The organism is Streptomyces sp. NPDC090127 (genome assembly GCF_044746945.1).
Taxonomy (GTDB): Bacteria; Actinomycetota; Actinomycetes; order Streptomycetales; family Streptomycetaceae; genus Streptomyces.
This window is the reverse complement of record NZ_JBIVDE010000001.1, coordinates 279,120-294,122: the sequence shown is the minus strand read 5'-3', so window position 1 is coordinate 294,122 and position 15,003 is coordinate 279,120. Positions and strand designations below refer to the sequence as shown.

Sequence of the window (15,003 nt, the reverse complement as noted above, 5' to 3'; positions counted from 1 at the left end):
CGATCGGTTGACCGCGCTTCGAGCGGGATGGCCGATGCCCTCGGACGGCCCCCGGGGCCAGCCTTGGGGCATGCCAATGATCGAAGTTCAGGGCCTGCGCAAGGCCTACGGCGACAGGACCGTCGTCGACGGCGTCTCGTTCGAGGTCGCCGAGGGGGAGATCTTCGGAATCCTCGGCCCCAACGGAGCCGGCAAGACCACGACCGTCGAGTGCGTCGAGGGGTTGCGGACCCCCGACGCCGGGACCGTGCGGGTCGGCGGGTACGACCCCGTCGCCCGGCACGACGACGTCACCCGGATCCTCGGGGTGCAGCTCCAGGAGAGCGCGCTCCAGGCCAAACTGACCGTACGGGAGGCGCTGGAGCTGTACGCCTCCTTCTACGAGCGGCCCGCCGACTGGCGGTCCCTCGCCGAGCGCCTCGGGCTCGACGCCCATCTCCGGGCCCGGTTCGGGAAGCTGTCCGGCGGTCAGAAGCAGCGGCTCTTCATCGCCCTCGCCCTGGTCGGCAACCCGCGCGCCGTCGTCCTCGACGAGCTCACCACCGGCCTCGACCCGCGGGCCCGGCGCGACACCTGGACCCTCATCGAGGACATCAGGGCCGGCGGCGTCACCGTCCTGCTGGTCACCCACTTCATGGAGGAGGCCCAGCGGCTCTGCGACCGGATCGCCGTGATCGACCGGGGGCGCGTCGCCGCGCTCGACACCCCGGCCGGGCTGATCGGCCGGGCCGCCGCCTCCAAGGTGATCTCGTTCGCCGCCGAGACCCCGCTCGACCCGGCCGCACTCCGCGCCCTGCCGCAGGCGGCCTCCGTCGACACGAAGGACGGCCGGACCGTCGTCACCGGCACCGACGCGACCGTCGACGCCTTCGTCCGGCTGCTCGCGCAGTGCGCCGTCACCGCCGGACAGCTGCGGGTCGTCGACGCCACCCTCGACGACGCCTTCCTCGACCTGACAGGAGCCGACCACCGATGAGCGCCGCCACCACCACGGTCCTCAGGACCGAGACCCGGCTCTTCACCCGCGAACCGGGCACGCTGTTCTGGGTGATGGTCTCGCCCACCGTCCTGCTCGTCGTCCTCGGTCTGATCCCGTCCTTCCGCGAGGTGTCCGAGGACCTCGGGGGCCGTCGCGTCATCGACCTCTACGTCCCCGTCGCGGTCCTCTTCGCCATGATCATGGCCGGACTCCAGGCCATGCCCCCGGTCCTCGCCGGCTACCGCGAACGCGGCATCCTGCGCCGGATGTCGACCACCCCGGTCCGCCCGGCCGCGCTCCTCACCGCCCAGCTCACCCTGCACGGCGTGGCGGCGCTGGTCTCCTCCGTGCTCGTCGTGCTCGTCGGCAGGCTGGCCTTCGGGGTCCGGCTGCCCCAGAACGTTCCCGCCCACCTCCTCGCGCTGCTGCTCGCGATCGCCGGCAGTCTCGCCATCGGCGCCGCCGTCTGCGCCGTCTCGCGTACGCAGGGCATCGCCTCCGCCGTCGGGGCGACGGCCGCCTTCCCCGCGATGTTCACGGCCGGCGTCTGGGTCCCGGTCCAGGCCATGCCCGACGCGTTGCAGCGCATCGTCCAGCTGACGCCGTTCGGCGCGGCCTCGGCGGCCCTCGACGCGGCGACCGCCGGGGGGTGGCCCGACGGGGCGGCGCTCGGGATCATGGCTCTGTGGACGGTGCTGCTCACCGCCACGGCGGCCCGGTGGTTCCGCTGGGAGTGACGGTACGGGGGAGACGGTGGCGGTGGCGGTGGCGGGGAAGACGGTCGAGGAACGCTGGCAGCAGTTCTTCCGCTGGGGCCCGTACGGCCTGCTGGCCCTGGCCCTGGTCCTCGCCGTCGGCGCGGCGGACCTGTTCATGGACGGTACGGAGACGGTCGTGGCCGCGGTCCTCGTCGTGGCCGTGCTCGCCCTCCAGACGGCCTGGGAGCTGCACCGCCACCACACGCTCCACGCGAACGCCTCGCGCGAGGCGGCCGCACCGCGCGAGGACGCCTCGCCCACCGCCACCGCCCCGTCCACCACCCCGTCCACCACCCCCGCCCCGCCGCAGTTCGTCCCCGGGGCGCCCAGCACCGCGTCCGTCCTCTACTTCGCCTCGCGCACCGCTCTCGCCTTCGCGCTCACCTGGCTCAACCCGTTCTTCTCCGTCTTCGCCTGCCTCGGTTACTTCGACGCCCCGCACCTCCTGCCCCCTCGGCTCGCCCGGGTCGGGCTGCTGTGCACCGCCGCCATCCTGGCGGGCGCCCAGTCCGGCGGCCTGCCGCCCGCCTCGCTCCTCAACTGGTTCGCCTTCGGCGGCCTCTTCGCCCTCAACGCCTGCCTGGCCATGGTCTTCTCCCACCTCGGGACGAAGGAGGCCGAGAAGGCCGCCGAGCGCGCCGCCACCATCACCGAACTCGCCCGCACCAACGCCCGGCTCGAACAGGCCCTCGCCGAGAACGCCGCGCTGCAGGCGCAACTCCTCCTCCAGGCCCGCGAGGCGGGCGTCGCCCATGAGCGGCGCCGGCTCGCCGCCGAGCTCCACGACACCATCGCCCAGGGCCTGACCGGGATCATCGCCCAGCTGCAGGTGGTCACCGTCACCCCCGACCCGGCCCTCGCCCGCGTCCACGTCCAGCGCGCCGCCGACCTCGCCCGCCACAGCCTCGGCGAGGCCCGCCGCTCGGTGCGGAACCTGAGCCCGGTCGCCCTGGAGCACGACACGCTCCCCGAGGCGCTGAAGCACACGGTCGCCACCTGGTCCGAACGGACCGGCATCACCACCCGGTTCACCGTCACCGGCACCGCGGAGCCGCTCCACGACGAGGTCGCCGCCACCCTGCTGCGGATCGCCCAGGAGGCCCTCGCCAACGCCGAGCGTCACTCCGGGGCCTCCCGAGCCGGCGTCACCCTCTCGTACATGGGCGACGAGATCACGCTCGACGTACGGGACGACGGGCACGGCTTCGACCCCGGCGCCGTCCCGGCCCGCACGGCCGACGGCGGCTTCGGCCTCCCCGGGATGAGGGCCCGGGCCGAACGCCTCGCGGGCTGCGTCACCGTGGAGACCGCACCCGGAGACGGCACGGCCGTCTCCGCCCGCGTACCGTTGGTGCACCATGGCTGACCGCACCCCCATCACGCTGCTGATCGTCGACGACCATCCGGTCGTACGGGACGGGCTGCGCGGGATGTTCACCGCCGCCACGACCGGGGACGACGCCGGTTTCCTGGTCCTCGGCGAGGCACCGGACGGCGTCCGGGGCGTCGAACTCGCCCTCCGCCTCGACCCGGACGTCGTCCTCATGGACCTGCGGATGCCCGGCGGCAACGGCGTCGACGCCATCGCCGAACTGGCCCGGCGCGGCGCCCGCTCCCGGGTCCTCGTCCTCACCACGTACGACACCGACACGGACACCCTCCCCGCGATCGAGGCGGGCGCCACCGGCTACCTCCTCAAGGACGCGCCCCGCGAGGAGCTGTTCGCGGCGGTCCGGGCGGCAGCCGAGGGCCGTACGGTGCTCTCCCCGGCCGTCGCCTCCCGGCTCGTCTCGCGTGTCCGCACCCCCGCCGCGCCCGTCGACACCTCGCTCTCCGCCCGCGAGCGCGAGGTCCTCGAACTCGTCGCCAAGGGCACGTCGAACCGCGCCATCGCCGCCGAGCTGTTCATCAGCGAGGCGACGGTGAAGACCCATCTGACGCACATCTACGCCAAGTTGGACGCCAAGGACCGGGCGGCGGCCGTCGCGGTGGCGTACGAGCGCGGCATCCTGGGCCGCGCCTGACGCCGGGCGGACCCCGGCCGTCCCTCACCCCCGGCCGTCCCTCACCCCCCGATAGCCCCCTCACTTCTCCGACCGCCCCCTCACCCCCTGACCCGCAGCAGCCACACCGACCGCGCCCCGACCGTCACCCCCGCCCCACCCGCGTACACGCTCTCCGGGGGGTGCGTCTGGTCCTCCAGGGCCGTGTCCAGGACCAGTTCGTACGACTCCGCCCAGGGCGGGCCCGGCAGCCGGTACTCCGCCGGGCGCGGCCCCGCGTGCAGGATCGCCAGGAAGCTGTCGTCGGTGACCTGCGCGCCCCGCTCGTCCCGCCCCGGGATGTCCCGGCCCGAGAGGTAGAGGCCCAGCGTGGCCGCAGGGGCGTACCAGTCGGACTCCGTCATCTCCGTGCCGTCCGCCGTGAACCACGCCAGGTCCCGCAGCCCGTCGGCGCCCTGCGGACGGCCGGAGAAGAACGCGCGACGGCGCAGCACCGGATGGCGGTGACGCAGCGCGAGCAGCCGCCGGGTCAGGGCGAGCAGCTCGCGCCGCCCCGGGTCCTCGGGCAGCGACCAGTCCAGCCAGCTCGTCTCGTTGTCCTGGCAGTAGGCGTTGTTGTTGCCGCCCTGCGTGCGCCCCATCTCGTCGCCCGCCACCAGCATCGGCACCCCGGTCGACAGGAGCAGCGTCGTCAGCAGGTTCCGCAGCTGCCGGAGCCGCAACGCGCCCAGCTCGGCGTCGTCGCTCTCGCCCTCGGCCCCGCAGTTCCAGGCCCGGTTGTCGTTCGTGCCGTCCCGGTTGCCCTCCCCGTTGGCCTCGTTGTGCTTCCGCTCGTACGTCACCAGGTCCCGCAGCGTGAAGCCGTCGTGCGCGGTGACGAAGTTGACCGAGGCGTACGGCCGCCGCCCGCCCCACGCGTAGAGGTCGCTCGATCCGGAGAGCCGGTAGCCGAGGTCCCGTACGTCGGGCAGGGCGCCGCGCCAGAAGTCCCGTACGGCGTCGCGGTAGCGGTCGTTCCACTCCGTCCACAGCGGCGGGAAGGCGCCCACCTGGTAGCCGCCGTTGCCGACGTCCCACGGCTCGGCGATCAGTTTCACCCGGCGCAGCACCGGGTCCTGGGCGATGACCGCGAGGAAGGGCGAGAGCATGTCGACGTCGTGCATCGAGCGGGCGAGCGCGGCCGCCAGGTCGAAGCGGAAACCGTCGACCCCCATCTCCGTCACCCAGTACCGCAGCGAGTCGGTGATCAGCCGCAGCACCTGCGGCTGCACGACGTGCAGGGTGTTGCCGCAGCCGGTGTAGTCGGCGTACCGGCGGGCGTCGGACTGGAGCCGGTAGTAGCCCCGGTTGTCGATGCCCTTCAGCGACAGCGTCGGCCCCAGCTCGCCCGCCTCGGCCGTGTGGTTGTAGACGACGTCGAGGATGACCTCGATCCCGGCCGCGTGCAGCGCCCGCACCATCCGCTTGAACTCGCCGACCTGCTGCCCGGTGGTCCCCGAGGAGGAGTAGCCGGCGTGCGGGGCGAAGTAGCCGATGGAGTTGTACCCCCAGTAGTTGCGCAGTCCGCGACGCAGCAGATGGTCCTCGTGCGCGAACTGGTGTACCGGCAGCAGCTCCACGGCCGTCACCCCGAGCCGTACGAGATGCTCGACGGCCGCCGGGTGCGCGAGCCCCGCGTACGTGCCGCGCAGCTCCTCGGGGATGCCCGGGTGGAGCTTGGTGAAGCCCTTCACGTGCAGCTCGTAGATGACCGAGTCCGGCCACGGCGTCTTCGGCCTGCGGTCGTCCGCCCAGTCGTCGTCGTCCAGGACGACGATCCCCTTCGGCACGTGCGGCGCCGAGTCCCGGTCGTCCCGCACGGTGTCGGCCACATGCTGCTGCGGCCAGTCGCGGACGTGTCCGTAGACCTCCGCCGGCAGCGCGAAGTCGCCGTCGACCGCGCGGGCGTACGGATCCAGGAGCAGCTTGGCCGGGTTCCAGCGGGCCCCCGTCCACGGGTCCCAGCGGCCGTGGACGCGGAAGCCGTACCGCTGCCCCGCGCCCACCCCGGGCACGAAACCGTGCCAGATCTCGTGGGTCAGCTCGGACAGCGGCAGCCGCCGTTCGGCCCCGCCCGCGTCGAAGAGGCAGAGCTCGACGGCCTCCGCCCCGCCGGCCCACAGCGCGAAGTTCGTGCCCGCGACCCCGTCGGGCCCGATCCGGCAGCGCGCCCCCAAGGGGGTGGGCGCACCGGGCCACACCACCGGCCGGGCTCGCTCCGGGGCAGGCAGGAGCGCCCCTTCGTCCCGTACCGCCTGCGCCTCCTGCTCGGCTGCGCTCGACACCTGTCGGCCTCCCGCGGCTCGTCGGGGCCCGCGCGGCACGGACCCGCGGCGTCCCGGCCGCGAGTCCCCGCGCGTAGTCCTCCCACCTGTTCTGCCCGTACGGCCGTACTCCCAACATGACCCGCACGCACGTTTCCCCCGGAGGGTGGCCGTCGTTGGGCTGGGCGTGAGTCTTGTATGGAAGCGGGCGGGCCGCGCCCTCGTGGTGGCGGCACTGATGGCGGGTGTGGCGGGCTGCACCGGCACGGGTGAAGGCGGCGGTGGGATCGACCTCTCCCTGCCCGGGAAGGCGCGGGCTCCGGGCGACGTCATCCGGGTCAGCCCGGAGGACGGCAGCAAGGGCGTACCGGCCGAGGGGCCGATCGAGGTCAGGGTCGACAGCGGACGGCTGGAACGGGTCACCGTCGTCCAGGTCGAGGACGCCCAGCGGGCCGAGGTGCCCGGTGAGATCAGCGAGGACGGGCTGCGCTGGCGGCCGAGGACGGACTCCCGGCTGGCCCTCGCGGCCAAGTACAGCGTGGACGCGGTGGCGCTCGACGGGCACGGCCGTCGCTCCGCCCGGCACACCACCTTCACCACCGTCGTGCCCGAGCGCCGCTTCATCGGCTACTTCAAGCCGGAGAACCGTTCCACTGTCGGCACCGGCATGATCGTCTCCTTCTCCTTCAACCGCGCGGTCCAGAACCGCGAGGCCGTCGAGCGGGCCATCAAGGTCACCTCCGACCCGCCGGTCGAGGTCGTCGGCCACTGGTTCGGCAGGGAGCGGCTCGACTTCCGCCCGGCGGAGTACTGGCGCCCCGGCACCAAGGTGACCGTCGACCTCGCCCTGCGGGACGTCGAGGGCGCTCCGGGGGTGTACGGCATCCAGAGCAAGCGGGTCGGGTTCACCGTCGGCCGCTCCCAGGTCTCCGTCGTCGACGCGGCCGAGCACACCATGGAGGTGCGCCGGGACGGCGATCTGCTGGCGACGCTGCCGATCACGGCAGGGGCGCCGAAGACCACGACGTACAACGGGAAGATGGTCGTCACGGAGCTGTACGACGTGACGCGGATGGACGGCCGGACGGTCGGCTTCGGCGGGGAGTACGACATCAAGGACGTGCCGCACGCGATGCGGCTCACCGAGTCGGGGACCTTCCTGCACGGCAACTACTGGGCCACGCCCTCCACCTTCGGCTCGGCCAACGTCAGCCACGGCTGCGTCGGTCTGCGCGACGAGAAGGGCGGCAGCCCCGACTCCCCGGCGGGCTGGTTCTTCGACCGTACGCTGGTCGGCGACGTGGTCGAGGTCGTCAACTCCCGTGACCGAAAGGTCGCTCCCGACAACGGCCTCGGAGGCTGGAACATGGACTGGGAGGAGTGGAAGGCGGGTTCGACCCTGAGGTGACCCCGAGCGGCTGCCCGCACCCCGTGCGAACTGGGACTGAACGGTGACATTCGCGTGGAACTTTCGTGTCTTCCGGTGTGATTATCTAACGCCGTGTGCGCGTAAGGATGTGCACGGGGGTGGGGCCCAGGCGATGCCGGGTCGTGCGAGGGGAGAACACCATAGTGAACGGGCAGCCGATATCCGGAGGGACCACCGGACACAGGCGCCGCGGCATCCGCCTCGGGGCGCTGGCGACGGGAGCGCTGCTCCTGGTGCTGACCGCGTGCGGCGGTGGTGACGCCCCCGGCGGCAAGGGCGGCGAGGGGGCCGGCCAGGACGGCGGCGGCAAGCAGGAGATCGCCGCGTCGCAGGCGGTCGTGACGATCGCCCCGAAGGACGGCGCCGAGTCGGTCGCCACCAGCGGCGCGCTGAAGGTGACGGCCGAGCAGGGCAAGCTGACGACGGTCACGGTCGCGGACACCAAGGGCGCCGAGGTCGAGGGCAAGATCGCGGCGGACGGCGCCAGCTGGCAGCCCGTCGGCCACCTGGCCGCCGGTACGGAGTACAAGGTCCACGCGATCGCGAAGGACGCCGAGGGCCGTGAGTCGGCCAAGGACACCACCTTCACCACGCTGGTCCCGAAGAACACCTTCATCGGTCACTACACGCCGGAGGACGGTTCGACCGTCGGCGTCGGCATGCCGGTCTCCATCCGCTTCACCCGGGGCATCACCGACCCGGAGGCCGTGGAGAAGGCCATCAAGGTGACCGCGACTCCCGCGGTCGAGATCGAGGGCCACTGGTTCGGCAACGACCGCCTGGACTTCCGCCCGGAGGAGTACTGGGCCGCCGGCACCAAGGTGACCGTCGAGCTGAACCTGGACGGCGTCGAGGGCCGCCCCGGTGTCTACGGCAAGCAGAAGAAGAAGGTCTCCTTCACCATCGGCCGCCGCCAGGTCTCCACGGTCGACGCGAGCGCCAAGACCATGAAGGTCGAGCGCGACGGCAAGATCATCAAGACGATCCCGATCACCGCGGGCGCGCCGTCCACGACCACGTACAACGGTCAGATGGTCATCAGCGAGAAGTACAAGGTGACCCGGATGAACGGCGCCACGGTCGGCTTCGGCGGTGAGTACGACATCAAGGACGTGCCGCACGCGATGCGCCTGTCCACCTCGGGCACCTTCGTCCACGGCAACTACTGGGCCTCGCCCGGGACCTTCGGCTCCTCCAACGTCAGCCACGGCTGCGTCGGTCTGCGCGACGCGCGCGGCGCGGGCGACGGCTCCACCCCGGCGGCCTGGTTCTACGACCGCTCGCTCATCGGTGACGTGGTCGTCGTGAAGAACTCGAAGGACAAGCAGATCCAGCCGGACAACGGCCTCAACGGCTGGAACATGTCCTGGTCGGAGTGGATCAAGTAGGTCTCACCCCCGCGGGACCCGGTGCTGTGACCAACGGCACCGGGTCCCGTCGCGTTAACGGCGGCTAACCTGCCCTCATGACTGTGAACCTCGAAGTCGTCGAAGGCGTCGGCACGATCCGCCTCGACCGGCCCCCGATGAACGCCCTCGACATCGCCGTCCAGGACCGGCTGCGCGAGCTGGCCCAGGAGGCGGGCGACCGCGACGACGTGCGCGCGGTGATCCTGTACGGCGGCGAGAAGGTCTTCGCCGCCGGTGCGGACATCAAGGAGATGCAGGTCATGGACCACGCGGCCATGGTCAAGCGGTCGCGCGCGCTCCAGGAGGCCTTCACCGCGGTCGCCCGGATCCCCAAGCCCGTCGTCGCCGCGATCACCGGTTACGCCCTGGGCGGCGGCTGCGAGTTGGCGCTCTGCGCCGACTACCGGATCGCCGCCGACAACGCCAAGCTCGGCCAGCCCGAGATCCTGCTCGGGCTCATCCCGGGCGCCGGCGGCACCCAGCGGCTCTCCCGCCTGGTCGGCCCCTCCAAGGCGAAGGACCTCATCTTCACCGGCCGGATGGTCAAGGCCGACGAGGCGCTGTCACTCGGTCTGGTGGACCGTGTCGTCCCGGCCGCCGAGGTGTACGAGCAGGCGCACGCCTGGGCCTCGAAGCTCGCCCAGGGCCCCGCCCTCGCCCTGCGCGCCGCGAAGGAGGCGGTCGACCAGGGTCTGGAGGCCGACATCGACACCGGCCTCGCGATCGAACGCACCTGGTTCGCGGGTCTGTTCGCGACCGAGGACCGCGAGCGCGGGATGCGGAGCTTCGTCGAGGAGGGCCCGGGCAAGGCGAAGTTCGTCTGATCGCCACCGGCATATGCCGGAGGGATCCCCTGGATTTGTCGTTTCCGGGGTACGGATTCCTCCGGAACGGCCACGCGCCCCCGTCCGTGCGGCCATGATGGGGGCATGGCGGGCCTGGAGGGTGTGGAGCAACCGCGGCAGCACGGCGGTGCGACCGCCGCACGGTGGGTACCGACAGTCGAGGACGAACAGGCCCTCCAGGCGCTGGAGTTGTACGGAAATCCAGCCGAGGACGACGTCCGGCTGCCGTCCCGTCCCGAGTCCGCCGCCGTCGCCCGCAGGCTCACCCAGTGCGTGGTGCTCCGGCAGTGGGGCCTGACCCCGCAGATCGCCGAGCACGCGGTGCTCCTCGTCTCGGAACTCGTCGGCAACGCCGTCCGGCACACCGGCGCGCGGGTCTTCGCGCTCCGGCTGCTGCGCCGCCGGGGCTGGATCCGGGTCGAGGTCCGCGATCCCTCGCGCGGCCTGCCCTGTCTGATGCCGGTGCAGGAGATGGACATCAGCGGCCGCGGCCTCTTCCTCGTCGACAAGCTCTCCGACCGCTGGGGCGTGGATCTGCAGCCGCGCGGCAAGACCACCTGGTTCGAGATGCGCGTCTCCGACCGCTGACGGCCGGCACCGGAAAACACAGAAGCCCCCGTGCGGGGGCTTCTGTGTATGGGGCGCCGCGGGTCGGGGGGGTGTGTACCCACGGTGCCGAAGACGACCTGGCCCGGGTCAATGGGGGTCGTGGTTCCGACTATGGCAGACAGGTGGCCTTGCCGCCAAAAGACCCTACCGGGTCAAAATCGGTCAAATCGCCACAGTTCACCAATGAATCGTTGGTGACGTACAGCACCGACCTTGTAAATGGTGAATAAGTATGGCGTTCATCGATTGTTTGATGCCCGCGTCCGCATGTCGGACACCTGGTACAGACCAGCAAACGTCCTGAATTGGCTCAATCATTACTTTCCGGACAGTTCGCCATTTTAATGGGCGTGTGATCCTCACCGACCGTCGTGGCGCACTCCGGGCAGGTGCGGCGGCCGCCCTCGCGGGGGCCGCCGCGGGAGCCCTCACCACCGGCTGCGACACGGAGACCCGCCCCGCGCCCCGCGGTCCCGCGCCCGCCCCCAGGCCGCCGGACGCCCCGGCGCCCCGCCGCTTCCCCGGGCTGCCCGCCGAGATCGTCAGCGGCCCGCGCGACCGTCCCCGCGTCGCCCTCACCTTCCACGGCCACGGCGACCCCGGCCTCGCCCGCGCCGTGCTCACCGAGGCGGAGAAGGGCGGGGCCCGGGTCACCGTCCTCGCCGTCGGCGAGTGGCTCGACGCCCACCCCGACCTCGCCCGCCGCGTCCTCGACGGCGGCCACGACCTCGGCAACCACACCCAGCGCCACCTCGACGTCAACGCGATGACCGAGGACGAGGCACACGCCGAGATCGCCGCCTGCGCGACCCGGCTGCGCCGCCTCACCGGCTCCATCGGCACCTGGTTCCGGCCCTCGAAGACCCAGCACGCGACCGAGGCCGTCCGGCGGGCCGCGCGACGGGCCGGGTACCCGCACGTCCTCTCGTACGACGTCGACTCCCTCGACTTCACCTCGCCCGGCGCCCCGGCCGTCGTCCGCAACGTCGCCGGGCAGGTCCGGGGCGGCTCCGTGGTGAGCCTGCACTTCGGCTACGCGGACACCCTCGCCGCGCTGCCGCCCCTCCTCGCCGACCTCGACCGCCGCGGTCTGCGCGCGGTGACGACCACGGAGCTGCTGACCTGATGCTGTCCCTCACCACGCGTACGAAGAGTCTCCTCGCCGCCGCGCTGCTCGCCGCGCTCGCCGGGTGCGGCGCCGCCGACCCGGCCCCCGAGGCCGGGGGCGGCGGCCGGGAGGAGGCGGCGGCGCTTCCCGCCGTACCGAAGAAGGCCACGCCCGCCGGGCTGCCGGGCATGCCGCCGGTCCTCGACCCGAACGACATCTACGCGGCCGACCGGCCGGGGAAGCTCTCGCCCGTCGTCAAGGGCTTCCCCAGCCGGGTCTACGTCCCCAACACCAACTCCAACACCGTCTCGGTCATCGACCCGGCCACGTACCGGGTGATCGAGACGATCCGGGTGGGCAACCAGCCCCAGCACGTCGTGCCCTCCTGGGACCTGAAGACCCTCTGGGTCAACAACAACCGCGGCCACACGCTCACCCCGATCGACCCGGCCACCGGCGCCGCCGGCAAGCCCGTCGAGGTCCACGACCCGTACAACCTGTACTTCACGCCGAACGGGAAGTACGCCGTCGTCATGGCCTCCCTCGACCGCGAGCTGGTCTTCCGCGACCCGCACACGATGGAGCGGCGGAAGACCGTCCCGGTCTCGTGCTACGGCGTCAACCACGCGGACTTCTCCGCCGACGGCCGGTACTTCGTCGTCTCCTGCGAGTTCTCCGGCGAGCTGCTCAAGGTCGACACGGAGAAGATGCGGGTCATCGGCCAGCAGAAGCTGCCCTTCGAGGGCGCGATGCCGCAGGACGTGAAGATCTCCCCGGACGGCAAGACGTTCTACATCGCCGACATGATGGCCCACGGCGTGTGGGTCCTGGACGGCGAGAAGTTCACCACCCCGCGGCTGATGGCGACCGGCAAGGGCGCCCACGGCCTCTACATCTCCCGCGACTCCAAGGAGATGTACATCCCCAACCGCGGCGAGGGCTCCGTCTCGGTCTTCGACTTCGGGCAGGACAGACTGACGAAGAAGTGGCGGCTGCCGGACGGCGGCTCCCCGGACATGGGCGGCGTCTCGGCCGACGGCAAGGTGCTGTGGCTCTCCGGCCGCTACGACTCCGAGGTGTACGCGATCGACACGACGACCGGCGAACAACTGGCCCGCATCCCGGTCGGCGGCGGCCCGCACGGCCTGGCGGTCTACCCCCAACCGGGCCGCTACTCCCTCGGCCACACGGGCGTCTTCCGCTGAGCCATCCCCGGGCGGGGGCGCTCAGCCGGCGACGAACCGTCAAGGCCCGGCGCCGGGCCGCGGCGGGCCGCCCGATAATCTGACCCTCGTCATCGAAGCATCGAGAAGGGGCGGAATCAGTGGCGGACATCGAGTCGGCACGCAAGGCGTTCGAGCGGTTCGACATGGACGGGGACGGCCTCATCACCGCTGCCGAGTACAAGAGCGTCATGGCCCAGCTGGGTGACTTCAACGTCACCGAGACGGTCGCCGAGGCGCTCATCAACCAGCGGGACGCCGACAACGACGGCAAGCTGTCCTGGGACGAGTTCTGGGCGCACCTCAGCAAGGCGGCCTGACCCCTCCGTGACGGGACGGGCGGCGAGTCCTTTGTGCGTACGCACACGACGAGCCGCCCGCCCGGACCCCGCCGCACCGGACCACGAACCGAGGCGCCCGCGCGTCCTCTGCCCTCGATGATGTTCACCGCGAGACGCCGCGTCTCCTGGGCGGGGGGTCCGCAACGCGGCGCTCTGCGCACCGGCTGCGAACGGTCACGGAAGGCGCGGATACCCCTCCTGTGCCCGATTCCGGTCGACCTGTGGACAGACGGACCCGATTGGCTGGTGTTCACGGACGAGCCGGAGACTTGGTTTGAGGACGAGGGGGCGGACGATCCCGAGCGATGGCTGTACGTTCCCGCTCTGGGCTCCCGGGACATGGAGCCATTCACCGACGGGCTCGGTGACGCCAGACTTGCCGAACGGCTGAGGTCACAGTTGTTCGATCCGCTGTGCCCGAAGGACACCTTCACGTCTGTCCCAGGGACTTTCCGCCGCGTAAGCAGGAAAGGCCCTGACAGCGCCGAAGGAACGAAACGCGCTGGTCAGGGCCTACCGCCTCAGCACTCGATGATGTTCACCGCGAGACCGCCGCGCGCCGTCTCCTTGTACTTGACCGACATGTCCGCGCCGGTCTCCTTCATCGTCTTGATGACCTTGTCCAGCGAGACCAGGTGGCTGCCGTCGCCGCGCAGGGCCATCTTCGCCGCCGTGACCGCCTTGACCGCCGCCATGCCGTTGCGCTCGATGCACGGGATCTGGACCAGGCCGCCGACCGGGTCGCAGGTCAGGCCCAGGTTGTGTTCCATGCCGATCTCGGCCGCGTTCTCCACCTGTTCCGGGCTTCCGCCCATGACCTCGGCGAGGGCGCCGGCCGCCATCGAGCAGGCCGAGCCGACCTCGCCCTGGCAGCCGACCTCGGCGCCGGAGATCGAGGCGTTCTCCTTGAAGAGCATGCCGACCGCGCCCGCCGCCAGCAGGAAGCGGACCACGCCCTCGTCGTCGGCGCCCGGCACGAAGTTCATGTAGTAGTGCAGGACCGCCGGGATGATGCCCGCCGCGCCGTTCGTCGGCGCGGTGACCACGCGGCCGCCCGCCGCGTTCTCCTCGTTCACGGCCATCGCGTAGAGCGTGATCCACTCCATCGCCAGCGCCGCGGGCTCGCCCTCGGAGCGCAGCTTGCGGGCGGTGTTCGCGGCGCGGCGGCGGACCTTCAGGCCGCCGGGCAGGATGCCCTCACGGGACAGGCCGCGCGAGACGCAGGCCTGCATGACCCGCCAGATCTCCAGCAGGCCCGTGCGGATCTCGTCCTCGGTACGCCAGGCCTTCTCGTTCTCCATCATCATCGCGGAGATCGACAGACCGGTCTCCTTCGCGAGACGGAGCAGCTCGTCGCCCGTCCGGAAGGGGTACTTCAGGACCGTGTCGTCCGGAACGATCGGGTTCTCGCCCTGGACGGCGTCCTCGTCCACGACGAAGCCGCCGCCGACCGAGTAGTACGTCTTCTCCAGCACCAGCGCGCCCGCCGCGTCGTACGCGAAGATCGTCATGCCGTTGGCGTGGTACGGCAGCGCCTTGCGGCGGTGCAGGATCAGGTCCTCGTCGAAGTCGAAGGGGATCTCGTGCGCGCCGAGCAGGTTGATCCGGCCGCTCGCCTTGATCCGCTCGACCTTGTCGTCCGCCGCCTCGACGTCGACCGTGCGCGGGGAGTCGCCCTCCAGGCCGAGCAGGACGGCCTTCGGCGTGCCGTGGCCGTGGCCGGTCGCGCCGAGCGAGCCGTACAACTCGGCCCGTATCGACGCGGTGTGGGCGAGCAGCCCCTCGTTCTTCAGGCGGCGGGCGAACATCCGGGCCGCGCGCATCGGGCCCACGGTGTGGGAGCTGGACGGGCCGATGCCGATCGAGAACAGGTCGAAGACCGAGATGGCCACGGAGAACTCCTTGTGGGGGGCTGACGCCGTTGTCTGCCGGGGTGGTGCAGAGCTGAGCGGGAAAAGGGGGTGGGGCACCGCGCTCACTGTCCAGTGTGCGCGGT

13 protein-coding genes are annotated in these 15,003 nt (G+C 71.7%); 11 read left to right on the top strand and 2 right to left on the bottom strand.

Annotated features, from left to right (window positions below; genetic code table 11):
• Positions 1-70: 70 nt before the first annotated feature.
• The 4 genes from ACIPPS_RS01270 to ACIPPS_RS01255 are packed head-to-tail and all read left to right on the top strand — an operon-like array spanning position 71 to position 3,761.
• On the top strand, positions 71-976 hold the full coding sequence (locus tag ACIPPS_RS01270) for an ABC transporter ATP-binding protein (RefSeq protein WP_401425377.1): 906 nt from the start codon (positions 71-73) through the stop codon (positions 974-976).
• Entirely contained in the window at positions 973-1,716 is a 744-nt protein-coding gene (locus ACIPPS_RS01265) for an ABC transporter permease (protein WP_401425375.1), read from the top strand. The genes ACIPPS_RS01270 and ACIPPS_RS01265 overlap by 4 nt, the downstream gene beginning before the upstream one ends.
• 28 nt (positions 1,717-1,744) lie before the next feature.
• Positions 1,745-3,103: a sensor histidine kinase gene (locus ACIPPS_RS01260; protein WP_401425372.1), complete on the top strand. Its 1,359-nt coding sequence runs from the start codon at positions 1,745-1,747 to the stop codon at positions 3,101-3,103.
• On the top strand, positions 3,096-3,761 hold the full coding sequence (locus ACIPPS_RS01255; RefSeq protein ID WP_401425370.1) for a response regulator: 666 nt from the start codon (positions 3,096-3,098) through the stop codon (positions 3,759-3,761). Before ACIPPS_RS01260 ends, ACIPPS_RS01255 begins: the two co-directional genes overlap by 8 nt.
• Positions 3,762-3,841: 80 nt before the next feature.
• Here ACIPPS_RS01255 and glgX read toward each other — a convergent pair whose 3' ends face one another.
• Positions 3,842-6,064 carry a glycogen debranching protein GlgX gene (gene glgX / locus ACIPPS_RS01250; protein WP_401425368.1) on the bottom strand — a complete coding sequence of 741 codons (2,223 nt, stop codon included), beginning with the start codon at positions 6,062-6,064 and terminating at the stop codon, positions 3,842-3,844.
• A gap of 217 nt (positions 6,065-6,281) precedes the next feature.
• On the opposite strand from glgX, the gene ACIPPS_RS01245 reads away from it, so the two are divergent.
• The 7 genes from ACIPPS_RS01245 (at position 6,282) to ACIPPS_RS01215 (ending at position 12,986) form a co-directional block, all read left to right on the top strand.
• A complete protein-coding gene (locus ACIPPS_RS01245; RefSeq protein WP_401427147.1) occupies positions 6,282-7,451 on the top strand; it encodes an Ig-like domain-containing protein in 1,170 nt (389 codons plus the stop codon).
• Between the two features lie 164 nt (positions 7,452-7,615).
• Positions 7,616-8,860 (top strand): Ig-like domain-containing protein, encoded by a 1,245-nt coding sequence (locus ACIPPS_RS01240; protein WP_401425366.1) that lies wholly within the window; start codon positions 7,616-7,618, stop codon positions 8,858-8,860.
• 77 nt (positions 8,861-8,937) lie between these two features.
• On the top strand, positions 8,938-9,705 hold the full coding sequence (locus ACIPPS_RS01235) for an enoyl-CoA hydratase/isomerase family protein (protein WP_401425363.1): 768 nt from the start codon (positions 8,938-8,940) through the stop codon (positions 9,703-9,705).
• A 105-nt stretch (positions 9,706-9,810) separates the two neighbouring features.
• On the top strand, positions 9,811-10,314 hold the full coding sequence (locus ACIPPS_RS01230; RefSeq protein ID WP_401425361.1) for an ATP-binding protein: 504 nt from the start codon (positions 9,811-9,813) through the stop codon (positions 10,312-10,314).
• 373 nt (positions 10,315-10,687) lie between these two features.
• Entirely contained in the window at positions 10,688-11,461 is a 774-nt protein-coding gene (locus ACIPPS_RS01225; RefSeq protein ID WP_401425358.1) for a polysaccharide deacetylase family protein, read from the top strand.
• Complete coding sequence (locus tag ACIPPS_RS01220) at positions 11,461-12,648, top strand: YncE family protein (RefSeq protein ID WP_401425356.1); 1,188 nt, start codon at positions 11,461-11,463, stop codon at positions 12,646-12,648. The genes ACIPPS_RS01225 and ACIPPS_RS01220 overlap by 1 nt, the downstream gene beginning before the upstream one ends.
• A gap of 119 nt (positions 12,649-12,767) precedes the next feature.
• Positions 12,768-12,986: an EF-hand domain-containing protein gene (locus ACIPPS_RS01215; protein WP_401425354.1), complete on the top strand. Its 219-nt coding sequence runs from the start codon at positions 12,768-12,770 to the stop codon at positions 12,984-12,986.
• A gap of 542 nt (positions 12,987-13,528) precedes the next feature.
• Here the strand turns inward: ACIPPS_RS01215 and ACIPPS_RS01210 are convergent.
• A complete protein-coding gene (locus ACIPPS_RS01210) occupies positions 13,529-14,899 on the bottom strand; it encodes an L-serine ammonia-lyase (protein WP_401425352.1) in 1,371 nt (456 codons plus the stop codon).
• Positions 14,900-15,003 lie beyond the last annotated feature (104 nt).

Coding starts and splice junctions, on each gene's coding strand:
- ACIPPS_RS01265 (WP_401425375.1), top strand. CDS start 973: ATGAGCGCCGCCACCACCACGGTCCTCAGGACCGAGACCCGGCTCTTC.
- ACIPPS_RS01235 (WP_401425363.1), top strand. CDS start 8,938: ATGACTGTGAACCTCGAAGTCGTCGAAGGCGTCGGCACGATCCGCCTC.
- ACIPPS_RS01230 (WP_401425361.1), top strand. CDS start 9,811: ATGGCGGGCCTGGAGGGTGTGGAGCAACCGCGGCAGCACGGCGGTGCG.
- ACIPPS_RS01220 (WP_401425356.1), top strand. CDS start 11,461: ATGCTGTCCCTCACCACGCGTACGAAGAGTCTCCTCGCCGCCGCGCTG.
- ACIPPS_RS01245 (WP_401427147.1), top strand. CDS start 6,282: ATGGCGGGTGTGGCGGGCTGCACCGGCACGGGTGAAGGCGGCGGTGGG.
- ACIPPS_RS01270 (WP_401425377.1), top strand. CDS start 71: ATGCCAATGATCGAAGTTCAGGGCCTGCGCAAGGCCTACGGCGACAGG.
- ACIPPS_RS01255 (WP_401425370.1), top strand. CDS start 3,096: ATGGCTGACCGCACCCCCATCACGCTGCTGATCGTCGACGACCATCCG.